This window comes from Desulfosediminicola sp. (assembly GCF_048381775.1).
Taxonomy (GTDB): Bacteria; Desulfobacterota; Desulfobulbia; order Desulfobulbales; family Desulfocapsaceae; genus Desulfopila; species Desulfopila ganghwensis.
On sequence record NZ_JBLXGE010000003.1, the window covers coordinates 115,332 to 138,790 of the forward strand.

General features: G+C 45.9%; 22 protein-coding genes. 6 read left to right on the forward strand and 16 right to left on the reverse strand.

All coding sequences use genetic code 11. The annotated features are described in order from the left end of the window. Nucleotides 1-95: 95 nt before the first annotated feature. From ispH to ACN5NT_RS06060, 15 genes are all read right to left on the reverse strand, one after another. A complete protein-coding gene (gene ispH, locus ACN5NT_RS05990) occupies nt 96-1,019 on the reverse strand; it encodes a 4-hydroxy-3-methylbut-2-enyl diphosphate reductase (RefSeq protein ID WP_136796709.1) in 924 nt (307 codons plus the stop codon). 111 nt (nt 1,020-1,130) lie between these two features. After that, entirely contained in the window at nt 1,131-1,619 is a 489-nt protein-coding gene (locus ACN5NT_RS05995) for a universal stress protein (RefSeq protein ID WP_136796708.1), read from the reverse strand. A gap of 204 nt (nt 1,620-1,823) precedes the next feature. Then, entirely contained in the window at nt 1,824-3,221 is a 1,398-nt protein-coding gene (locus ACN5NT_RS06000) for a TRAP transporter large permease (protein ID WP_136796707.1), read from the reverse strand. Further along, the gene (locus tag ACN5NT_RS06005) at nt 3,218-3,763 is read right to left on the reverse strand and encodes a TRAP transporter small permease (RefSeq protein ID WP_136796706.1); all 546 of its coding nucleotides are present in this window, start codon (nt 3,761-3,763) and stop codon (nt 3,218-3,220) included. Before ACN5NT_RS06005 ends, ACN5NT_RS06000 begins: the two co-directional genes overlap by 4 nt. A gap of 101 nt (nt 3,764-3,864) precedes the next feature. After that, on the reverse strand, nt 3,865-4,809 hold the full coding sequence (locus ACN5NT_RS06010; protein WP_419175031.1) for a TRAP transporter substrate-binding protein: 945 nt from the start codon (nt 4,807-4,809) through the stop codon (nt 3,865-3,867). A 373-nt stretch (nt 4,810-5,182) separates the two neighbouring features. After that, a complete protein-coding gene (locus ACN5NT_RS06015) occupies nt 5,183-6,544 on the reverse strand; it encodes a sigma-54-dependent transcriptional regulator (protein WP_136796704.1) in 1,362 nt (453 codons plus the stop codon). Beyond that, a complete protein-coding gene (locus ACN5NT_RS06020; RefSeq protein ID WP_419174830.1) occupies nt 6,544-8,403 on the reverse strand; it encodes a sensor histidine kinase in 1,860 nt (619 codons plus the stop codon). The genes ACN5NT_RS06015 and ACN5NT_RS06020 overlap by 1 nt, the downstream gene beginning before the upstream one ends. A gap of 123 nt (nt 8,404-8,526) precedes the next feature. After that, complete coding sequence (gene hisF, locus ACN5NT_RS06025) at nt 8,527-10,116, reverse strand: imidazole glycerol phosphate synthase subunit HisF (RefSeq protein WP_419174831.1); 1,590 nt, start codon at nt 10,114-10,116, stop codon at nt 8,527-8,529. A gap of 21 nt (nt 10,117-10,137) precedes the next feature. Next, nucleotides 10,138-10,728, reverse strand: coding sequence for an FmdE family protein (locus tag ACN5NT_RS06030; RefSeq protein ID WP_136796701.1), 591 nt, complete (start codon nt 10,726-10,728; stop codon nt 10,138-10,140). Between the two features lie 114 nt (nt 10,729-10,842). Then, nucleotides 10,843-11,376 (reverse strand): cob(I)yrinic acid a,c-diamide adenosyltransferase, encoded by a 534-nt coding sequence (gene cobO / locus ACN5NT_RS06035; RefSeq protein ID WP_267313993.1) that lies wholly within the window; start codon nt 11,374-11,376, stop codon nt 10,843-10,845. Further along, entirely contained in the window at nt 11,369-12,148 is a 780-nt protein-coding gene (gene cobM / locus ACN5NT_RS06040) for a precorrin-4 C(11)-methyltransferase (protein ID WP_136796700.1), read from the reverse strand. The genes cobO and cobM overlap by 8 nt, the downstream gene beginning before the upstream one ends. Before the next feature lie 4 nt (nt 12,149-12,152). Further along, nucleotides 12,153-13,427, reverse strand: a complete 1,275-nt coding sequence (gene cbiE, locus ACN5NT_RS06045; protein ID WP_419174832.1) for a precorrin-6y C5,15-methyltransferase (decarboxylating) subunit CbiE — start codon at nt 13,425-13,427, stop codon at nt 12,153-12,155. Nucleotides 13,428-13,431: 4 nt separating this feature from the next. Further along, the gene (gene cbiD / locus ACN5NT_RS06050) at nt 13,432-14,526 is read right to left on the reverse strand and encodes a cobalt-precorrin-5B (C(1))-methyltransferase CbiD (RefSeq protein WP_419174833.1); all 1,095 of its coding nucleotides are present in this window, start codon (nt 14,524-14,526) and stop codon (nt 13,432-13,434) included. A 247-nt stretch (nt 14,527-14,773) separates the two neighbouring features. Then, entirely contained in the window at nt 14,774-15,046 is a 273-nt protein-coding gene (locus ACN5NT_RS06055; RefSeq protein WP_136796697.1) for an HU family DNA-binding protein, read from the reverse strand. A 419-nt stretch (nt 15,047-15,465) separates the two neighbouring features. Then, complete coding sequence (locus ACN5NT_RS06060) at nt 15,466-16,638, reverse strand: homocysteine biosynthesis protein (protein ID WP_136796696.1); 1,173 nt, start codon at nt 16,636-16,638, stop codon at nt 15,466-15,468. A 377-nt stretch (nt 16,639-17,015) separates the two neighbouring features. On the opposite strand from ACN5NT_RS06060, the gene pheA reads away from it, so the two are divergent. From pheA to ACN5NT_RS06085, 5 genes are all read left to right on the forward strand, one after another. Next, on the forward strand, nt 17,016-18,101 hold the full coding sequence (pheA, locus tag ACN5NT_RS06065; RefSeq protein ID WP_136796695.1) for a prephenate dehydratase: 1,086 nt from the start codon (nt 17,016-17,018) through the stop codon (nt 18,099-18,101). 235 nt (nt 18,102-18,336) lie between these two features. Continuing rightward, nucleotides 18,337-19,338 carry a tRNA (adenosine(37)-N6)-threonylcarbamoyltransferase complex transferase subunit TsaD gene (gene tsaD / locus ACN5NT_RS06070; protein WP_136796694.1) on the forward strand — a complete coding sequence of 334 codons (1,002 nt, stop codon included), beginning with the start codon at nt 18,337-18,339 and terminating at the stop codon, nt 19,336-19,338. Nucleotides 19,339-19,346: 8 nt separating this feature from the next. After that, complete coding sequence (locus ACN5NT_RS06075) at nt 19,347-19,847, forward strand: DUF2062 domain-containing protein (RefSeq protein WP_419174834.1); 501 nt, start codon at nt 19,347-19,349, stop codon at nt 19,845-19,847. A 22-nt stretch (nt 19,848-19,869) separates the two neighbouring features. Next, the gene (rsmA, locus tag ACN5NT_RS06080) at nt 19,870-20,772 is read left to right on the forward strand and encodes a 16S rRNA (adenine(1518)-N(6)/adenine(1519)-N(6))-dimethyltransferase RsmA (protein ID WP_136796692.1); all 903 of its coding nucleotides are present in this window, start codon (nt 19,870-19,872) and stop codon (nt 20,770-20,772) included. Beyond that, complete coding sequence (locus tag ACN5NT_RS06085; protein ID WP_419174835.1) at nt 20,772-21,932, forward strand: iron-containing alcohol dehydrogenase; 1,161 nt, start codon at nt 20,772-20,774, stop codon at nt 21,930-21,932. The genes rsmA and ACN5NT_RS06085 overlap by 1 nt, the downstream gene beginning before the upstream one ends. 95 nt (nt 21,933-22,027) lie before the next feature. On the opposite strand, the gene ACN5NT_RS06090 is transcribed toward ACN5NT_RS06085, so the two are convergent. Further along, nucleotides 22,028-22,534, reverse strand: a complete 507-nt coding sequence (locus ACN5NT_RS06090) for a hypothetical protein (RefSeq protein ID WP_419174836.1) — start codon at nt 22,532-22,534, stop codon at nt 22,028-22,030. A gap of 566 nt (nt 22,535-23,100) precedes the next feature. Here ACN5NT_RS06090 and ACN5NT_RS06095 point away from each other — a divergent pair. Next, nucleotides 23,101-23,322: an RNA-binding S4 domain-containing protein gene (locus tag ACN5NT_RS06095; RefSeq protein WP_136796689.1), complete on the forward strand. Its 222-nt coding sequence runs from the start codon at nt 23,101-23,103 to the stop codon at nt 23,320-23,322. The last annotated feature ends 137 nt before the right edge of the window (nt 23,323-23,459 follow it).

Below are 23,459 nucleotides of genomic sequence, written 5' to 3' on the forward strand. Positions count from 1 at the left end.
GTCAGTAATTCGGGTTTAGGAACCGATACATCAAAAAGGCGAGTTGAATACTATTCAACTCGCCTTTTTTGTTCATTATCTTCGCTTTCTACCTATTATTCCAACTCGGCTGGTTTGAAATGAATGTTCTCCTGCAGGCCATTCATGGTGGCAATATCCTTTGCGCCATGTTTTTTCAAACAATCCGTTACGCCTTCGACCAGTCTCTCAGGAGCTGAGGCACCGGCTGTAATGCCAACGGTTTTCACCGAGGTAAGCCATGCCGGGTCTATATCTGTCCAGTCATCTATCAGAAACGCATCTGTTCCTGCTTTCAGGGCAACTTCCCGTAACCTGTTCGAATTTGAACTGTTTTTGGAGCCAACTACAAAAATCAAATCCGTTTCCATGGCCAGCTTCTTTACAGCGTTCTGTCGATTTTCAGTGGCAAAGCAGACGTTAGACTTCGGCCCGCGAAGCATGGGAAACCGCTCTCGCAGTATTTTTTGGATACCGGTAATATCATCCTTACTCAAGGTGGTCTGGGTTACAAATGCCACTCTTTTACTGTTTTCGATTTCAAGTTCCCTGGCCTCGTCCTCAGTGGAAATTACATGAACCTTTCCGGTGACTCGACCTGCTGTCCCCTCTACTTCCGGATGTTTATGGTGGCCGATAATTATCACATTATAACCCTCAGTGAAGTACCTTTCGACCATATGGTGGACTGAGCCAACAAGTGGACAGGTTGCATCAATGGTACGCAGCGAGAGCTCTTTTGCCCTTTCTTCGACTGCCACAGCAACACCATGAGCACTGAAGATACAGATTTCACCCGACGGAATTTCATCCAACTCCTCTACAAAAATGGCACCGAGTTTTTCAAGTTCATGAAGCACATGCTTGTTATGGACGATCTCATGTAATACATAAACGGGTTTGCCATGGTCCTTTATAGCCTGTCGTACTGTTTCGATGGCGCGTTCAACTCCGGCGCAAAAGCCCCGTGGAGAAGCGAGAATGATGTTAAAACTGTTCATCAGTTAATCCGAATATAATTGTGTAAAGAAAAAGGGGATTCTGGTAGCTCAACTGAGCTGGTTCAAGATTCAAGTTTTCTGTATATGCAGTGAAAATCACTATACTTCAGGTTACTGGTTCGGCACAATAAGAACAGGTACTTTTGCCAGACGGTTTACCCATCTGGTGGTTGAGCCCATGACCAGACTGCCCCGTACCTTATGGGTTGATTTTCCAATTACTATCATATCCACATTGTTTTCTTCAGCAACTCGCAGAATTTCCTCACTGGGCTTGCCTGCGACCACTATTATTTCTTCAATAGGTTCACTCTTCAAGCTTTTACCGCCAACTTCTTCCTGCAAAAAATTATCAATGCGCTTTTTCATGTAGTTGAGCACCTTTTTCATACCATCTTTACGGACCTTTTCAACCTGTTCATGAGACAGGTAGGTTTGAATCACTGCGTTTGCTGTTTCTGTCATCGGCTCAACCACGTGCAGAACAGTTAATGATGCATTGTTATTTTTGGCTTGGCCGAGAGCATGCAGGAACACAGGTCTGGTATGCTTGCCGAGATCTGTGACATAGAGGATTTTACGTATAGCGGGAATGTTCATGACAGCCTCCGGTGATTTGTTGACAGAAGACAATTTTAACAGCCTGTTTAAAGTATAATGATCTTTAAGCCGATGGCCAAAATCAGAACATTCGAGCAAAAACATTTAATGAATGAGCAACAAAAAAAAAGCCCTCAGTTCCAGGTTGGAACAGAAGGCTTTTTTTTTGGCAAGCTAAGAAATCTAACGAGTCATTCGGCTCAATCAATATCCCTGAATTTTATCCAGCAGCTCAGGCAGGAACAGAGATATCTGGGGAACATAGGTGATAAGAATGAGGAATGTAAGCAACACTAATAGCCAAGGCAGAGCTGATTTTATAGCCCAGCCCATACTATGCCCCGTTATACCTGATATGACGAAGAGATTGAGGCCAACGGGCGGTGTGAGCATTCCGATTTCCATATTTACAACCATGATGATACCGAGATGAATCGGGTCGATACCAAGCTGGACTGCAATTGGAAAAAGGATAGGTGCCATGATAAGCAGAATTGCGGAAGGCTCCATGAAATTGCCGGCTATCAGCAGCAGGATATTTACGACAATGAGGAACATCCACCAGGAAAGACCAAGATTGACTATAATCTCAGCAATATGGTGAGGAATTCGTTCAGTGGTGAGTACGTGGGCGAAAAGCATTGCATTGGCAATGATAAAGAGCAACATGATGCTCACCTTGGCAGCATCGAGAACAACCTTGTTCACCTCTTTATCATAAATACATTTCGGGAAAGAAATAATAATGCCGGAAATATTTCTAAACAGCATCGCACCGACTGATTCACCATCTTTACGCCAGGGCTCGCCTTTCATGGGCCCCATATCTCGATAGCCGAAAACTGCGACCAAAAATGCATAAATCGCGGATACTGCAGCAGCCTCGGTGGGACTGGCAATACCACCGTAAATTGAACCAAGCACGATAATGATCAGCATCAGGCCGCCAAGGGCACTGATACCTGAGCTAAACATCTCTTTAAATCCACCCCATGGCTGACATGGAATATTTTTGTACCTGGCAACGAAATAGATAACAATCATCAACATCAAACCCATCATAATGCCCGGGATGAAGCCCGCCATAAACATTCTGGCCGCGGATTCTTCCGTTGCAGCGGCGTAAACCAGCATTACGATTGAAGGTGGGATGAGAATGCCAAGGGTTCCTGCGTTTGCGATAACACCGGCTGCGATTTTTTCAGGGTAGCCGGCCTTTACCATACCGGCGATGACGATCGAGCCAATTGCGGCAACGGTTGCCGGGGAAGAGCCGGACACGGCGGCGAAAATCATACATGCCAGGACAGATGCCATGGCGATACCGCCACGAATGTGGCCAACCACACTCAATGCAAAGCGAATGATGCGCTTGGCGACACCACCAGTAGACAAGAAAGCCGATGACAAAATGAAGAACGGAATTGCCAGCAAAGTGTAATGTTCGGACAGGGCCTCGAAGAGTTTCAGGGCAATGGAAGCGAGGGAGTCACTGGAGAACATCAGGATAGTTGCAATACTCGAGAGACCGAGAGCCATAGCGATCGGCAAGCCAAGCATCATACAGCCAAAGAGCAGGATAAACAGGCAGGCAGTTGTCATTTGTTCTCCCCCTCTTTCTTCAATTCTTCTGCAATTTCCATACTTTCCTTTGCTTCATCGGCGTGTTTAAAACCGTCAGACTGATCGGTGATAATGGACCAGAGAATCTGCAACAGACGAATAGTGATAAAAGTGAAGCCTACAAGCAACATGCTGTGGGCAATCCAGGTAGGAATCGGTACATCTTCGAGATCGATACCGATCATTTTCATTTTTGCCAGGTATATCCAGCTGCCGTAGAGTATCAGGCCACAGTAAACGATACCGATTATGGCTGCGATGCCACTCAGTATCCTGCGCCCTTTTCTGGGAAACAGCTTGACGAAAGCATCCATTCCTATATGGGAGCCGACCTTGAGCCCATAGGATGTTCCAAAGAGAACGAACCACGCCGACATATGCAGCGTAAGCTCCTGCGACCACATAAAACCAGTGTTAAAACCAAATCGCATGACTACGTCGACAAACACGAGTAGTGTCGTTAGCACCAGCAGTAACGATATCACCGCCTCTTCGGTGCGATTCAGGATGCGCCAAAACATATTTTTCCCCTTCTCAATACGAACAGCCGGGGCAGGTATCCACCTGCCCCGGCAGGAAATACTCCACTTCTCCCAGGTACCTCTACAACTAGCAGTTACTCTTACTGATTAGAAGCGTATGCGGCGTCGATAAGGTCTTTGCCGATCTCATCTTCAAACTGTTTCCACACTGGCTTCATGACCTCTACCCACTGAGCGCGCTCTGCGTCGTTAAGGGTTATGATTTCAGTACGTTTGGAGTCGATAATTTTCTGCTTGTCTTCGTCGTCTTTCTTCGCTGCTACTTCGTTACCGAAAGCAATAGCCTCGTCGAGAGCGGTCTTTACTTCAGCGCGAATATCTTCAGGCAGTCCGTACCAGAATTCCTTGGAGGTCACGACCATGTAGTCAAGCAGACCATGGTTTGATTCGGTGATGTAGGGCTGAACTTCAAAGAATTTTTTGGAATAGATATTAGACCAGGTGTTCTCCTGACCATCGATGGCTCTGGTCTGAAGAAGGGTGAAAACCTCTGAAAAAGGCTTTTTGAGCGGGTTGGCACCTACAGCATGGAACTGCGCTTCCAGTACCTCAGAAGACATGATGCGGAATTTCAGGCCATCGGCGTCGGCTGGAACTTTCAGTATCTTGCTGGCAGAAAGCTGCTTCATGCCATTATGCAGATAACCAAGTCCAACCAGTCCCTTTTTCTCAAGAGATGTGAGAAGCTCCTGGCCTTCCTGAGACTGTTGGAACTTATCTACAGCGGTCATATCTTTGAACAGGAATGGCAGATCGTACAGCTGAAGTTTCTTGGTGTATCGACTGAATTTGGAGAGACTCGGAGCGCCCATCTGGACATCACCAAGCAGCATTGCTTCCAGAACCTTATTATCACCAAAAAGCTGCGAGTTAGGGAAAACCTCTACAACAACTTTGCCCTCAAGGCGTTCAGCAACTAAATCTTTGAACTTATTTGCGGCCTGTCCTTTCGGGGTGTTTTCTGCGACAACATGGGAGAATTTGATGGTGATTGGAGCAGCAAAAGCTGACCCAGCGACGATCATGGCGGATACTGCAGCGGTTGCAACCAGGGTGGTGATTGTGCGAAACATACTTTTCCTCCAGATTGATTTTAAGGACTTCAGCACTGCGCCGGTAATAACGTTTGAGATATCACTACCAGACAGACCAACCAGGCAAACACTTGCCTATGTTAACCTTAACGGTAGCAACATGGAGGCCAACTGAAGGAAAAAAATGAATATTCGGGTTAATGGCCCTACCTAAAGGGCTCCCGAAGGAATGTATCAATAATTGTGATGAAAAACATTTGGAGGATTGGTGGATTCCCGCCATTTTCAGAAGTACACTTTGGGGATTTCCGCCAATTTGAGGAGAGATTGGTCTACAAACGATACCGAAAGGCACATTAGCACGCTACGGCAGGGACTTATAGTCACTCTTGTCCAGCCCGTACTTTCGCATTTTATCCGAAAGAGTTTTTCTGGGTACTGCCAGTGCGTCCATTACATCTTTGATCGAACCATTGGAAACAACCAGCGCCTGCTCGATAAGGCTTCGTTCAAAACAGTCAACATGCTGGGACAACGTACGCTGCTGTTCCTTCTCAGCCCCTGATAATAAGGCATCTATCGACCAACCGGATTGTCCTCCCAGCAATACGTAACGCTCTGCTACATTGCGTAGCTCGCGAACATTACCAGGCCAACCGTATGCCATAAGCGAGTTGAGTTGTGCTGCACTGGGCTGTGGAACCTCCTGCTGGTATCGATGGCAGGCCACCAGCAAAAAGTGATGAAATAACAATGGTATATCTTCTCTTCTATCCCTGAGAGGTGGGATTTCCAGGGTAACTACATTGAGCCGGTAGTATAGATCTTCCCTGAATTCACCTATTTCGGCATGGTTTTTCAGGTCTACCTTGGTTGCTGCAATCACTCTGAAATCAAGCGGTATCAATTCATTGGAACCAAGACGCTCGAGGCTGCGCTCCTGCAGAACCCGCAGCAGGTGAATCTGAACACGCAAAGGCATCGATTCGATCTCATCCAGCAGTAAAGTACCACCATTTGCATACTCGATTTTGCCAATCCGCTGGGATTTGGCATCAGTGAACGCTCCCGCCTCATGACCGAATAATTCACTTTCAATCATTGTCTCAGGCAAAGCTCCGCAATTTACAGCCACAAAATTTTTTCTACGGCGATTACTATGTTCATGCAGGGATCTTGCGACCAATTCTTTGCCTGTTCCTGTTTCACCAAGAACCAATACGTCAGCACCGGTATCGGCCACCTTGGAAATTGTTGTCCTGAGTTTTTCCATCGCCGGGGTATTGCCAATAATTCTGGGCCCAGGTGTTGAGTGAGCTTCGAGCTCGCGTCTGAGATTTCTGTTTTCCAGAGTCAGACCTCTTTTTTCAAGTGCACGTTGTACTGTTTTGACTAACCTTTCAGCTGAATATGGCTTCTCAATAAAATCATATGCTCCATCGCGCATAGCCTGCACAGCGGTTGAAACGTCGCCATGACCGGTTATCAGAATAATAGGCAGATCCTTATCGATCTTTTGTGCTTCCAGCAGAAACTGAAGTCCATCCATTTTGGGCAACCGGATATCGCACACGACCACCCCCTGCAACTCACTGCTTATGAGCGGCAAAGCCTCTTCTGCAGACTCCAGGCATATCACCTCTAAATCGGCAAGTTCAAGGGTTTGACGGTTGGCTTGTCTGATATGCTTTTCGTCATCTATAAAGAGTACTTTATTAATTTCCATCACTGCGCCTTCTCAAGCTCTATCTCAAAACAGGCACCAGGTTCTGACATTTTCACATACCGAATAGCGCCATTCATATCACGCAAAATTCTATCGGTTATGGCAAGTCCCAATCCCAGACCCTGTCCTGATTTTTTAGTTGTGAAAAATGGATCGAAAATGAACGGCAGGTTGTCTGCATGAATCCCCGCTCCACTATCTGTTACAGTAATAATTACACGTTCTTCTTTACAGTAGGAATCTACCAGTATTTTTCGTCTTTCAAGGCCTTCAACTGCATGTACCGCATTGCCAAGCAGATTCACCAATACCTGCTGCAGCAATAAATTATTTGCCTGCACTTCAAGGTGGTCCGGGATGATTGAAATATCTATTGTGACATCATGCTTACGAATAGAAGGTCGTAATATTTCCAAGGCGCCATCAATTACCCCGTGTAATGGCACCACATACATGTTGCCACTGGTCTTTCTTGAGAAGGCTTTAAGCTGAATGCCTATCTGCGCCATCCTTTCAGTCAATTCACCAATCTGTTCCAGATTCCAGAGGGCTTCTTCAAGTCTACCTTTTTCGAGGAACTGCCTGCCATTGTCTGCATAACTTCGTATAGCTGCCAGAGGCTGGTTCAGTTCATGATTGATACCTGCCGACATTTGGCCAAGCACTGCCATTTTTGCTGCATGGATCAATTCATTTCTGGCAGTTCTGAGTTTAGCCTCTGTCTGCTGTCGATCTTTTATTTCCCTGACAAGCAACTTGTTTGTTTTGGTCAGCTCGCGGGTACGCGCATCAACTCGAACTTCAAGTTTTTCATTGGCACGTTGCAGAGCCCTTCTGGTTTTCTCTCGTATTCTGGAAAGCTCTTTCAATCGATACTGGCGTTGCATTAACAACAGGAACAGCAAATAGGTAAGAAGCAGTATACCACCGGTCATCACGTTGACCCACAGTACACGTTTACGTACCGGGAGTGTATCGGTCATTATGTGCACACTCCAACCGGCTTCAGACATCTGACGTGATAATTGCAGATGGTCACGCTTTTTTTTGATGTTTGAATCATTCACCTGAACCAGCTGCCAGCCTTTATCGCGGTTTTCTCTGACATACGACAACTGGGTGAGTGAGGCATTAGGATATCGCCGACTGGCAATGATGCGCTTTTTTGCAGCTGGTTCCAGTTGCTGAATGGTCTTGAAACGCCAGTCCTGGTTGGTGGTCAGGAAAATGACTCCATCCGGATCTGTTACCAGAAAACTGTCTTCACGATCGCCCCAACTCTGTTCCACGTGGTCTATATTTATTTTGATAACAACTACGCCTAAAATTTCGCGGGCTTTACGAACCGGATACGCAAAATAATAGCCCCGCTTCGATGAGGTTGTGCCAAGGGCAAAATATCGCCCCAATTCACCCCTCATTGCTTTTTCGAAATAAGGCCGAAACGAAAAGTTTCTGCCGACAAATGGACGTTCCGCCTGCCAGTTGCTCGCAGCGATAGTCAGGCCTTCACTGTCCATCAGGTAGGTATCAGCGGTATCGCTGATGCTGTTGATTGTTTCCAGATACCTGTTGAGTTTTGCTATCCGGTCTTTTTCATGCGGATTCTGTAAGGTATTCACGAGGTTTTTGTCAACCGCAAGCAGTTCTGGGAGACTTTCATATTTTTCCAGAACACCCTGCAGGTATGTGACAAATAGTTCGAGCTTAATAGTTCCCTTTTCAGAGAGAAGATCAAGTCCACGCTGATAGGTGAACTGGGAGGTGAACCAGAGTACGAATATGCTGAATATCAGAAACAATGTTCCGCTAAACAGGAAAAACTTCTTTCTGGGGTTTCTGGTTTTTCCCTTTAACATTGTTCGATCAGCACCTCGTAATAACTTGCTTTTGCTACGGCTGCCTCTCCGGGAAAGATTTTCTTTTCCCGGAGCATTATATCAATTGCAGCTCATTGACTTGTATTGGCTGCAGAAAACATTTTAACGTGTTTCGATCCCATCAGCTGCAACAACCGACTTTACTTCGGAAATAGGTACCTCACCACGGTGAAATATTCCCGCTGCCAGGGCTGCATCCGCATTTGTTTTCTTAAACACTTCAGAAAAATGTTCAGCTGAGCCCGCTCCGCTGGAAGCAATAACCGGAATGGTAACCGCATCTTTGACCATCTGGATCAACTCGAGATCAAAGCCTGAATTGGTACCATCCTTATCGATACAGTTGAGTAGAATCTCACCCGCTCCAAGCGCTTCACAAACTGTCACCAGTTGTACCGCGTCAATATCTCGCCCTTCCCGGCCACCACTTACAGTGCATTGATACCAGCAATATTTTTCACCATTAGGGCCCGGGGTGGCACACTCGATGGTGTTGTGGCTTGTCTCATCCGGAGAATTTACATAAACTCTGCGCGGGTCGACAGATATGACCACAGCCTGTGCTCCGTAAACAATCGAAATTTGCTCAATGGCAGTCTTGCCGCTCTTTTTCCCCGTAGCAAGATATTCTTCAACTGCGTACACGGCATCGCTGCCAATAGATATCTTGTCTGCGCCAGAGCGAAAATAACGTGAAGCAACGTCAAGCGCGGAATAGAAGTTTCCCTCGCTATCGGTGAATTCACGAATTCCGCCGCCTATTGTAAGGGGTACAAATACATTTTTTGAGGTCTGCTTCAGCACCTCGAGCATAGGCTGATCCTGAAGCGGGAAATCCCTGAACCCTGTAATATTGAGAAATGTTACTTCGTCAGCTCCTTCCTCGTAGTATCTGCGGGCCAGTTCCACAGGTTTACCGAGATTTCTCACCTCCCCTTCTTCACGCACATCATATTGATCGCCCTTGGTGACAACCAGGTCACCAGTATCATTGCTGCGAACATCAAGGCAGGCAATTATTCGCTTGGCGATTCTGGTCGGCTCGGTACGTAGATTCCCTTCCGTGACAACAGACTCAACAACTTCTCTATTTTCGAGGAATCGCTGCAAAAGTCTGAGACCTGCGTCACCACTTTTCTCCGGGTGAAACTGAGTCGCAATAACCTGTCCTCTGGAGACAGAAGATATGAATTCTTCACCATAATCGGTGGTAGTCAGAATCCAATCTTTGTTTTCTTCACTTGGAGTGGCTTTAAAGGAGTGAACGAAATAAAATTTTTCTCCCCGGTACTGTTCAAATATTGAATTGTTTTTCCGTAACTTAATACCATTCCAACCGATTTGAGGAACCGAAAGGGTGTGGTCGGGAAACCGCTCAATCTGTCCCGGGATAATACCCAGACCAGGAACCCCCGGAGACTCTTCGCTCCCTTCGAAAAATGTCTGTAAGGCAACACAGATACCGAAAGTTGGTTTGTCCAGACCAATTCTCTCGATCAGCTTTTCTGCATATCCGTCCCGAACCAACCTCTCCATTACCACACCAAAATTGCCCACCCCAGGAAAAATGAGTTTATCCGCGGTAACAATATCATCTGGAGACTGGACATTCCGTACCTCGAAACCGAGCTTGCGTATTGCGTTTCTCACGCTTCGAACATTACCTGCGCCATAATCAAGAAGAGTAATCATCTCAAACCACCACTATATAGTTCAATTACTGATATTTTTTGTGAAATAGCAATTTCCTGCACAATTTTTGCAGTAAACTTTTCCATTTACTTCAACATCTCTACTGTCTTGCACCCAATCGCCGCATTGCTGACATTGAACTCTCCGCGTTGGTTTGCCGGGTAAGTTCTCCTGGGGAATGTCAACCTGAACATGTTCTACACGAAACAGCTCATGTTCAGGCATTATCTTATACGCCTCCAACTGGCGCTGGTGCTTATCGAGTATATGGTCGCAATATTTCTTCGATAGTTCCCGGGACTCCTCCAAGGCAACAATCCGTACAGCCTTACCCGTACCCAGGTGAACAAATGTTGCAGCCATTATGCCGTTATCCTGCCAGTAGAGCGACCGTTTACCAATGGAGCAACCCGTAACCGACTGGATTGCGTCCGTGGCGCAACGATCGATTTCCACTATTACATAAAGATTTTTCCGGTCAGCACCCTTGGGATCATAAATTCCTATCTCTGTTAAACCAAGCATACTGAGACGGACACCGAGCACCTGGCCCGGACAAATATGGCCGTGGATTCTGGTTGATATTTCAAGTAACTGATCAAAAGATTCCATGCGCTCTCCATAATCGTTTCATCTCTAACCCTGATTTTTCATCAGCTCAGGAATACATTGTCATAAAATAATGATGTTTCAAAATTCGGACAAAATGGAAATGAGAAGTGACGGCTAGAAATCGAAGCCTTTCTGGGCTTTAATTCCGGAAGAATACGGATGACGGGTATTTTCCATCTCTGTCACCAGATCCGCAGCATCGATAAATGAATTCGGGGCGTGACGTCCAGTAACTACAACATGAACATGCTCTGGCCTGGACAAAATAGCATCAAGTATCTCATCTTCAACAACCATTTTGTACTTGACGAGGTAGGTGAGTTCATCAAGTATCACCAGTTGATGTTCACCCGCAGCAATGATTTCAGCTGCTCTCTGCCAGGCTTCCCGGGCCAGGGCGGTATCTTCTTCAATATTATCCGATTTCCAGGTGAAGCCCTTGCCGCACACTTGAAAATCCAGTAACCCGGGTTGACTGTTCGAAAGAACTTCTGCGAATTTCTGTTCTCCTGTTCGCCAGCTGCCCTTGATGAACTGAATGACAGAAACTTTCTGGCCATGTCCCAATGCCCTGAAAACAAGTCCTAACGCTGCGGTGGTCTTTCCTTTACCATTGCCGGTGTGAATTGCGAACAACCCTTCAGTCACACCTTGCCTCTCTGGTACCGTGACTGAACCCGGCATCATAAAGTTTAGAGACTGCACTTAGCTCGTCCTGGCCAAATACTTTGCCAACACAGATCATGGCAGTTTTCACAATATTTTCAGATTTCACCAAGGGGCAGATGGTACTCAGGGTACCGCGCACAATTTTTTCATTTTCCCATGTCGCACGCTCAACTACTGCAATAGGTGTGTCGGAACTGTACCCACCTGCAATGAGTTCTTCGACAACTTTTTCCAGCATACCGACTGAGAGAAAAATCATCATGGTTGTCTGGTGACTGGCAAGATCCCGAAGCTTTTCGAGTTCCGGTACCGGGGTTCGGCCTTCCTGTCTGGTAATGATGACAGTCTGAGAAATCTCAGGCAAAGTAAGCTCGGCTTTTAAGGAGGCAGCTGCTCCTGCAGCCGAAGTCACACCGGGAACGACCTCATAAGGCACACCGAGCGAATCCAGTTTTTGCATTTGCTCTTTTATGGCACCATAAATTGAGGGGTCGCCGGTATGTAGACGAACGACTTTGCCACCTTTTTGCCAGCTACCATGCATCACTTCAATTATCTGTTCCAGATCCATCCCTTTTGAATCATGGATCTCAGCTTTACACCCGGCTAATAACTGTGGATTTACAAGGCTGCCTGCGTAAACGATACAATCTGCATCATCAAGCAGTTTTCTCCCTTTCAGAGTTATCAGTTCTATATCCCCGGGGCCCGCGCCTACGAAATGGATCGAATTTGCTTGGAGTTCAGTCACGTATTTATTCCTTTCTTGCCTGCTTTCTACCAACTATTATGGTAATCGGGTTGAGTGAATTTTCTACCCTTTCCGGGTAACTGGAACGTGTCACGGAGATGGTGTGCATATCAACTTTCAACCCACATTTATGCATGATCTCCGGGGCCATTTCCCGCGTTTTATCCAGCACTGCTGTAACGACCATCAGGCCTTGCCCGGTTAAGGCTTCGTTGCAAAAAGTTATGATATCAGAAAGGTTACCACCACTGCCACCAATAAAAATGCGATCTGGTTTTGGCAGCCCTTGCAGGCTCACTGGTGCCGACCCTTTGATAAGCTGAAGGTTTGTCAGTCCGAATTTCTCTCTGTTCGCCAGGATATTCTGGTGCTGTTCCTGATTCTTTTCGATGGAATAGACGAGTGTATCCGTATGCATTCTGGCAGCTTCCAAACCGACCGATCCGGAACCGGCACCCACATCCCAAAATATCGAGTTATCTGGGATTTGCAAAAGATGTAAGGCTGCGGCCCTGACCTCATGCTTCGTTATCAATCCCCTGGAGTGTTCAATATCCTGTTCTCTCAGCCCGAATGAATAAGGGTAATTATTCTCAGTGGTATGGCAATTTTTGGTATTGCAGTCATTCTTCACCACAATCACCACGGAGAGACTGCCAAAAGATTCCCTACGTACTTCTTCTGGTGAGCCTGAAAAAATCCTTTCATCCTCAAGACCTATATTTTCAGCTACATGCAATGTGAAACGTGTCTGGTCAGCACCCAAAAAAGAACAGATATTTGAGGCGATGATTTCGGCCCGATGAGATCCATCAGTAAGAATGGCAGATTTGTCTGAGCTGAGAATTTTACCAAGATAATTGATTTCCGTTCTGCCATGAAGACTTATAAATTTTGCATCATCCCATGGAATACCAAAACGAGAGAACGCAAGCTGGATAGAAGAGACCGCTGGGTAGACTGTTGTGTTCTCGATGCCAACCAACTGAATCAATTTCCTGGCTATACCGTATAAGAGTGGATCTCCTGAGGCCAACACCACCGCATCTTTTCCGTTTTGCTGTTTATCGCAGGCAACCGTGAGGGCATTTTGAAGCGGAGTTATTGCAACACGCTCGCAATTATCAATCAAACTGTTTCCTGAGGGAAGAGCTTTCAGGAAACGATCAGTTCCTATGATGGCAGCACAATTTCCCAACGCGCTCTGCGGTATAACAATTTCCCCTGCAGCGTTCTCAAGATCTATGCCGACAATGTGTATTTTTCCCTGTTGCTTCAACCTGCTACTCCGCAATGGTTATAATCTCACCGGTATGATGAACGAGATAAACAGTTACCGGCAGACCTGAGACATCCTCGTGATATTTTCTGGCTAAATGGCAGACCAGATGTATCACCTGCTGATCCCCTTTCTGAATCAATCGCTCATATATTTCTCTGGCTGTATTGGAATTATCGAGATATGAAAAATCACGATCAGGCTGTAGGTGTGCTATACAATCTATAGCATTTTGTATCTCAAGAGCGCCAAAACGGACGTGAGTTTGGGGAATTCGTAGAGCCGCTTTTAAAATCTTTGCCCACATTCCAGCCATGTGCAGTCTTTTAAAAGAGTGTTTTGCAGCCGCGAGCAAGGCATATTCAAGATAATCGCCCATCATGATTAGGGCTTCGGGCGTAAATCGACCTGTTTTTTCCAGCGCTTTTTCAGAGGTTCTACCTGTCGACAGAACAATCTCAACCACCCCGTTTGCCTCAGCTACATCCATTGAGGTGCTTATGGTATCGGTCCAGGCTTTGGCAGAAACAGGTTTTACAATACCGGTTGTGCCAAGTATCGAGAGTCCATCTACAATGCCGAGTCGCTCATTCAGCGTTTTCTTGGCAAGTTCCCTGCCTGCAGGAATAGATATTTCGACAATAAGGCTGAGAGTGTCATCTACCCCACTCTCAGAGATTCCCTCAAGGACAGCCTGGTTTATCATCTGTCGGGGGACGGGGTTTATAGCGGGCAAACCAGGACTGACGGCAAGACCAGGCTTCGTTACTGTTCCAACACCTTCTCCGCCAATTAAGGTGATTTTTTCACTCGTGTCTGGCGAATAGCTTACAGTGGCTGCAATCAGGGCACCGTTGGTAACATCGGGATCATCACCGGCGTCTTTGATAACTGACGCGCGGGCTTTCATGGGCTGGTCATTCCCGCCATCTTCCAGTTCGCACTGCTCGAGTGCAAACCTGAATCTTTCGCCTTCAGGGAAAGGAATATCTACTTCCTGGCAACTAAACCCACTTTTCAATAGGAGAAGTGTAGCACCCTTAGCTGCAGCTGCAGCACATGCACCTGTGGTAAATCCTGAACGCAGTTTTTTTTTCATAAACAAAAAAAAGGTCGCCCCTTTTAACAGGAACGACCTTCCTTGTGTACATATTGAGCACATTCAAAGAATGCAATATGTATCAAATGTCCTTTTATCCAGTCCTGTAGTCTGGCAGGAAATCTGTACAGCGAGTATTTCGCCTGTAATCCCCCGCTAGAACCGATTATATTAATCCAGGTTGCAGCAGTCAGATTAGCAGTAATACGTCCGCAAATCCATGATCAACAACTGATCGGACCAGGTCTTAGTTGATAGCTTCGGACAGCTTGCTGCCAGCTTTGAACTTGGCAACTTTCTTTGCTGGTATTTCGATTGCTTTACCAGTCTGAGGATTTCTTCCCTGACGAGCTTCGCGAGTTGATACAGAGAAAGTACCGAATCCTACCAAGGTGACTTTGTCGCCTTTTCTCAGGCTCTCTGCGATTGCAGCAAGAGTACCGTTAAGGGCCTTCTCTGCAGCTGCTTTGCTGATATCTGCAGCGCCTGCGATGCTCTCAATAAGTTCCTTCTTGTTCATGAATGCCTCCCTGCTAATCTTTCTTTGCTTTTACCAGGACAACACTATTGTTGCCTATCTCCTGAGTATGATGCTGTACTCTGACAGCATCGGGATGTCAAAAGATAAAATGTGTCCCAATCTTTTGACATGGAAACGCTAAGTACGCTACAACCCTTTATAATTAGGCTTTTGCGAGCGCAACGAAATCACAATAATTGAATAGAGACACAGAATCAAGAACTAAATCAACTGATAACCCAAGAAAATGCTATTTTTATTGCCTTCCCCGGCTTTCCGAGACCGAATTCCCCACCATCAGGTGCAGTTTCCCCGGTCCAGATGCTGTTTTTGCACAAATTAACCATGCTCAAACATCAAAAAAGGCCGAAATAACTCGAAGATGCTTTTCCGGCCCTCCACCTGTTGAGTAATGAAATTCATCTACCATCAGGCAAAGTTTCTGCGGGCTTATTGAGCAGGAATTTTCCCTGTTCAATTTGAGATTTAAGAATATTTGCTATCTCTCTTGCCTTGGGGAGACTGGACAATGGTGCGGTGGGTATCTCTTTTCCGTTTACAATGATTGTTCCTGACTTCAATTGCGCATAACTCACTTCCCCATAATTCCTTGAAATGCCGTTGGTATAGTCATACCCGTAATCTACTACCTGTGTGTAAATATCCTCATCTGAAACACCGGTAAAGGCTGCCATCTCCGCATCAAGAACAGGAATTGGCACGCCAAGGCCAACAGCAAGTGTGTTTCCATATCCAAGTATTGATACACCGCGTACCCAATCGGCTGACATCTGTTTGAGATCGCCTTGAACCATTAATGTACCAGCAGGTCGCTTCGGTACTCCAGAGGCAGTTCTCAGAGCTGAAGGATTATGCTGGGTACCGTGCCAGGTCACATAACCTGTGCCTCCACCGAGAAATATCCTCGTGCCCATACCGATAGTTCGGTAATACGGGTCATTAAACAGCGGACTCAGCTCACCAGCGCTGCAATAATTCGCATTTCGGCATTTCGGTTTAAGCATTCCCATATATGTATAAACAGCCTTTTCAGACAGATTTACGGCACAATTATAATTTTGATAACCATTTCGGGGATTGCACAGCAAAGCGTAAGGCAGGTCATCAAGAGTAACTTCCTTTTTCATTTTCTTTGCTGCATAGCAGTCTGTTCCGTAGGCTTTGGCCTCAAGCAACAGCTTTTTACCACGGAGCAGTTCTTCTATCACATGCCCTCCGCCATATCTGAACTCACCGGGATAAATTTTGTTGAGCGGATCATCCTCCGCTGGCTCTGTTGCTCCTATGTAACTGTCAACAGCAGCAAGTCCTGCATAGGCAGGTACTTTATTCAGCCAGACTTTAGAAGCTTTGATTGTCGGGGTCATTTGACCAAAGTTGAAGAACATTCCTGAGGAACACATTGGAGCAAAGGTGCCGGTGGTAACCACATCAATATCTCTGGCTGCCTGTTCTGGCCCGCGGTCACGGACGATGCCCACCATTTCTTCAGCAGTGACGACAACAGCTTCACCAGCCTGTATTTTGGCGTTTATCTCCTCAAATGTCTTTTTGACTTTCTGAACACTCATCTACCCACTCCTATGCAATTGAACATGATTCCACAAAGAAATTTCGCTTATAACATCCAGCGCTTATATCTGGTAGCTAAAAACAGCTGTTTTACGTGAAGAAACTTCGGTACCAGAGATGAAACAAACTCGTGACCACCTCTTGAAGATTTGAAAATCTGCCTTTGATTTCAGGATAATAACTTTCCAGATTGGCAAAAGCATGGACAATAAGCTTTACCATGAGATGCATGAACTTGAAAAGGGAGAAATTCCGGAGAGTTTTCATTACACCTTGACATACATTAATGTTTTGCCTACTTTTAAGCTCTTCGGACAACCAACTGCATTCTCGAATGTTCGCATTTCCCTTCCGTTTGCATTAGCCACAGGACCTTATGACTACCGATAAAAAAGACGAAATTAATGGTGTGCGCACCCGCATCGATGAAATAGACAGCTCAATCCTCGATCTTCTCAAAGAGCGTTTGGGACTTGCCAAAGATATAGGAAAACTAAAAGATGATGGTAACAGAGCCAAGTGGGATCCTTATCGGGAACGGCAAATCTATGAAAAATTATTAGAGACCAACGCCCGAACCTTTCCCGAAGATGCTCTACGCTCTATTTTTCATGAAATTATAACTACCTGCAGGCTCTCTCAGAAAAAAGCTGTGGTTGCCTATCTTGGACCCGAGGCAACTTTTACCCACCTTGCCGGAGTGAAGTATTTTGGCCATTCGGCCAGTTACAGGGCCATGGAAACCATCGACGAAGTTTTCTCGGAGGTTGAAAAAGGCAGGACAACCTATGGAATAGTACCAGTCGAAAACTCCATAGAGGGTGCCGTTTTCTCAACCCTTGACTCTTTCATGAAATACAAGGTTCAGATTTGCGGTGAAATCGAGTTGCCAATCACCCATAATCTGGTTTGCAAGTCAGGAAACATTGAAGATATCCAGACAGTAGCCTCTCACTCCCAGGCACTTGCCCAGTGTCGGGAATGGTTGAGGAAGAATCTGCCCAGCGTCCCTACTCTCGATAGCTTTTCCACGGGTGCAGCGGCGAAGATGGCTTCCAATAATCCTAATATTGGTGCCATAGCCTCCTCGCTGGCAATCAAGACCCATGATCTGCAGGTGGTTGTAAAAGGGATAGAAGATTACGCAGGAAACACCACTCGCTTTCTCATTATTGGAAAAGAGTCACCAAGCCCCAGTGGTGCTGACAGAACTTCCCTTCTCATTGGTACAACCCACAGGCCAGGCGCCCTGAACGAGATTCTCACTATTCTCTCAGATGAGGGCATCAACCTTATGAAACTCGAGTCTCGTCCGGTGAAGGGCAAAAAATGGAAATACCTCTTCTTCCTGGACATGATGGGCCATATGGAAGATGAGCATATTCGTCGAGGCTGTGAAAGCATACGTGACCTCTGCTCATATTACGAATGGCTTGGTTCTTACCCGAGAAGTGAGGCGTAAAACTTCTCCACCCACATTTTGTAGAAAGAAGCAATCAGGCCCTCCCCGTCTTGAAGTAGGCGTTTGGAGGGCCTATTATTTGTTGAATGGTGCACTGTGCAAAGCTGGTGCCGTTTTATGGTAATCTGCAGAGTTGACTTTATCGATGCAGATCTTTATATTGGCGCGTCTTGGCATTTTTTGAAATACTTCATTTATTATCCAGCAGTAGAGACGACGGCAGGTCTGAACCAGCATGCGTATTTTAGGTATAGAAAGCTCTTGCGACGACACAGCAGCCGCAATCCTTGAGGACGACTGTACAGTTTTAAGCAGTGTCATCAGCAGTCAGGATGAGATTCACAGCCGCTTTGGGGGAGTTGTACCAGAACTCGCATCCAGAAAGCATCTTGAAAATATCCACCCTATTGTTTGCGAAGCTCTCGATCGCGCCCAACTTACTCTTGCTGATATTGATCTCATAGCAACTACCCAGGGGCCCGGACTGATTGGTTCTCTTCTGGTCGGTTTTTCATACGCCAAATCCCTTTCGTACCAAACCGGCATTCCCTATATCGGTGTAGACCATATGGCTGGGCACCTGCTGGCTGTTTTCCTTGAGGACGATGTTGAATTTCCATATGTTGCACTTATCGCTTCAGGTGGGACCAGTTCTATATTTCAAGTGCAAAGCCATACCGACTTCACCCACCTGGGAAGAACCCGGGATGATGCCGCTGGTGAAGCTTTCGACAAGGTCGCTAAACTGCTCGGTCTTCCCTATCCTGGCGGACCACATGTATCAAAAATGGCTGACCAGGGGGACTCCGGTGCCATAAAATTTCCCAGGGCCTGGCTTGAAGAGGATTCACTCGATTTTAGCTTCAGCGGCGTTAAAACGGCTGTTTTAAACCACTGCAATCAGCAAAAACAGAAAAACAACTCTCTCAACCTTGAAAATATATGTGCCTCGTTTCAGGAAGCAGTAGTAGAGGTGTTAGTAGAAAAGACGATTCTGGCAGCCAGGAAAGCAGGTGTTACGACAGTTGTTCTCGGTGGTGGAGTTTCTGCTAATCCACGTTTGCGGTCGGCCTTCCAGCATCGTTGCGCTGAAGAGGGTCTTAATTTTCATGTGCCAAAACCCATATTCTGTACAGATAATGGTGCCATGATAGCTTTAGCAGGGTACTATAAATATTTGGAGCAGGGAGCAATGTCAACAGATGAGGATGTGTATTCCAGATCAGCCTTAGGATAGCGCAAGACATGCAAATAGGGCGTTTAGGTAAGTATTATTTCAGAAGATTACAGCGCCTTAAAGGTGATCCGATCGCACTTGCCGGAGGTTTCGCCATAGGTGTCTTTATTGGTTTCACACCGACCATGCCTCTTCACACCGTTGCGATAATTATTGCAACACTGGCTACTAGAACATCAACAATAGCTGGAATTTTGAGCAGTTGGGTAGTCTGCAATCCTCTCACCTATTTTCCTATTTACTACTTTTCGCTGGTTATCGGCAATGCAGTCACGCCATACCATCTGAATTGGGTAAAAATTAAGACAACACTCGATCTGCTTCTTACATCTGAATCCATATCCCAATCCATGAAACTGGTAATGGGACTTGGATGTGAAACAATAGTCGTTATGCTCGTAGGCGGAATAATTTTAGCTCTTCCTTTTACCATTATGAGTTTTTACCTTTCGCTGAAGTTCTTTATTACAGTAAAGCAGAAAAGAGCTCAAAAGCAGATTCTCAATTAAATACAAACAGATAGTCAATTAAATGACCAGATATGGTGAGACCAGGAAATCCCTGGGCAAACACAATCTCGCGCCGAAAAAGCGGTTTGGGCAGAACTTTCTTGTTCACAAACACACCGCCGAGGCCATAGTCCGTGCAGGCAAAGTTGCTGCCGAAGATGTAATAGTTGAAGTTGGGGTAGGGCTTGGTGCGCTCACTCAGCCTCTGGCTGAAAGAGCCAAACAGGTTATAGGTGTCGAGATTGACAGCGGTCTTATCCGCTTTCATGAAGAGGAAAATGACCTCCCCGAAAATGTCACCTTAATTCATGAAGATGTTCTGAAAGCCGATTTTAAAAAGCTTTCCGACCAATGCGGCGGGCCCATGAAGATCATGGCCAATCTGCCCTATTCGATCTCAAATCCATTCATTTTCAAATTGATTGAGAATAGACAATACGTGATTTCCGCAACCATCATGCTGCAGAAAGAAGTAGCGGACCGGTTAATGGCTGCTCCAGGCAGTAAAGATTATGGAGTGCCTTCGGTTCTCCTGCAAAGTTGCGCGACAATAACCGGCCTGATGACCCTCAAGCCGAGTGAATTCCATCCGCAACCGAAGATCGACTCTACTGTGATTCGAATAGAGTTTGATCACGCTCCTTTCCAGACCAGGCAAGGCACATTGTTTGCCTACCCGGTTTTCCAGCGTATTGTCCGATCAGCGTTTAACCAGCGAAGAAAAACTATTCACAATACGCTGTCAGGTGCCGGATTTTTTATGGAGGATGAAGCAGTTGACAAAGCAGACAACAAAAGAATTACTGAAGAAGTAATAGTTGCTGCCGGGTTATCTCCATCTTTACGCCCTGAGGCACTTTCACTTGACCAGTTTATGGATCTTGCCGTTTCTTTTGAAAAACGCCTTCAAGCTAAGAACACCTGATGCAAAACTTCGTTTACCATAATCCCACCAAGGTTCTTTTCGGTCGAGGGGTGTTGGAGCAGATAGGTTCTGAAACCAGCGTTTATGGCAAGAATGTATTGCTTGTCAGTGGATGTAATCATGCCCGTCAAAGTGGCCTGATTGAACGCATCGCCAGCATCATGGCAGCGCATGATCTCAATGTCATAAACTTTGATGGTGTTCAGCCCAACCCTTTGCTCAGCCACGTCCAGAAAGGGGTCGCAATTGCAAAAGATAACGAGATAGATGTAATCTGTGCAGTAGGCGGTGGTTCTGTCATTGATTCAGGTAAAGCGATTGCATGCGGTGCCCTGGTTGAACACGATGTCTGGAAGTTTTTTACCGGAAAAAAAGGAATAAAAGAAACACTCCCGGTAATTGCAGTCAGCACACTTGCAGCATCTGGATCTGAGATGAATTCCGGAATGGTGCTCACCAGAGAGCGTAGCCAACAAAAATTCGGTTTTGCCCATCGGATGCTTTTTCCTAAAACGTCATTCATGGACCCGGAACTCACCTTCTCTGTGTCGGCAAGACACACTGCGTACGGAGCTGTTGATGCACTTGCCCATTTGGCCGAGTTTTATCTCACATCGTCAGGAGGTACCCCTGTCCAGGACAAATATATGGAAGGACTTGCGGCGACCATTGTTGAGTGCGGTCCTCGGGCAATAGCCAAACCAGATGATTATGAAACCAGAGCTGCCTTGATGTGGGCTGCTGCCTTATCACTCAACGGCCTCTCTGCTGCCGGGCTTGGCAAGGTTGGCTTCCCAATGCACCTGATAGAGCATTCCCTCTCCGCTCTCTATAATGTGCCACATGGCGCGGGATTGAGTGTTGTGATGCCTGGCTGGTTAAAATACAATCAGGGTTCAGGCAATGAGCGAATTTCCCGGTTCTTATCGGCATTATTTAACGAGCCTGGCAACCTTGATCTGCTTTTCGAGAAAGCCGGTATCGAAAACCTCATCAATTGGTTAAGGCAAATCAACACCCCGACCACACTTGGTGAGCTGGGTATCTCTGAAAGCGATATTCCAGAAATCACCGAAAACAGCTTATCACTGGCCAAGGTCTGGCGTATGCGTGAATACGATCAGGTGCGCGTTGAGGAAATACTCCGCCTGTGTGTTTAAACTACTATGAATGCGTTTTTTACAGGCTCAAGCAAAAAAGCCGGTTTACCCTTGAAAAAAAGGTAGACCGGCTTTTTTGTATCGTGGACTATCTGTTAGTTAACCGGTTCTCCAAATGGATTGAGTTGGCCGGCTGCTGCCTTGTCAACAGTGATATAAAGAGTTGCAGTGGTGCTGCCATACTTGCCGCCGAAACCTTCGGTAATCTCAATCATGCAAGTCTTATTCGGCTTCGTGAAGGCTAATAGAAATCCTTTAGACTGGACTTCCCCCACCAACTTCCACTTGTTGTTATCCATGGAAGAAATTATGAAATTCTTCAACGAATAGAGCTCCACCCTTCCGGAGTAACTCAGAATTCCACCATTAAAGGATTCTGTCTTAATCGCCATACTTTGGTCGCTGTTCCAGGTCATATCGATGGGTAACTCGATATCTTTGAAGTCAGCAACTGTGGCAGAGACAGTACCATAGTCAGCCGGGGCAGCATAATCATCACCTGCGCCGGAAGAGCTTTTTCCCATACAGCCACTGAGAAAAACCATCATCATCAAACCAATCAGGGAAAATAGTGTAGTACGTATTCTGAGTGCTTTTATCATTTCCTGTCCTCCTGAGTTTATAAACTATCGTAAAGGTCTACTTTGAAATCGCACGTATTAACAGACAATTCTGTCAAAGATAGCGTATAGTGCCGAGACTCGCAAGCACACATCTTTCGAGACACTCTTGTCAGTAACGTTTACCGGTAGAACATTGGAGATAGCACGGATGAACTATATAAATCTCAATTTTTTTTCTCCACCCTTTACATCTCTCCTCTAAATAGCAAAAGAGATCATCCCGCCAGTAGCTCCGAGAGTTCATTGCCAGCGTTGCGCTTCAAAACTCTTGTAATTAGTTTATGCTGAACTGATTGTCCAGTATTTAGTATAGAGATTCGAGTGAAGCCATTGAACAGGATGGGAAAATGTGCTTTCTCTATATACAAACTGGTTTTATATTATGTTTGAAGTACCCGATCCGTTCGCGAGTTGGACTTGCACAAAGGTGCTGAATGTGTTTTATGTTCTGCGCTTTCCGATTGTATCTATTATTCATCAATGTCTCGCCAGAATTGCTTGCAACCGAACGCAATGAGCGAAAATTAACTTAACACAATATATCTATGTCCAGTCTGCAAAAAATAGTTGTATCAGAACTTCCTATTCGCCTTGGTCAGTTCCTGAAGCTGGCAAATCTTGTTCAGGACGGTTTCGAAGCTAAAATTCGAATTCAGCATGGTGAGGTTTCGGTAAACGGAGTTGTGGAGACTCAAAGGGGAAAACAGCTCAATGAGGGTGACATAATCGCTTATAACGAAAAAGAGTTTGGCATCATCAGGGGATAAATGAAATTCTGAAGACTACTATATTCTTCATCCTTCCCGTTCTCTGATCACGAGATTATTATCAGGTTACCCTTGAAGTTCATGAACAACCGGACGGTAAAAGTGATCCGGGGTGCACGAAATCACGTCTTTATTTC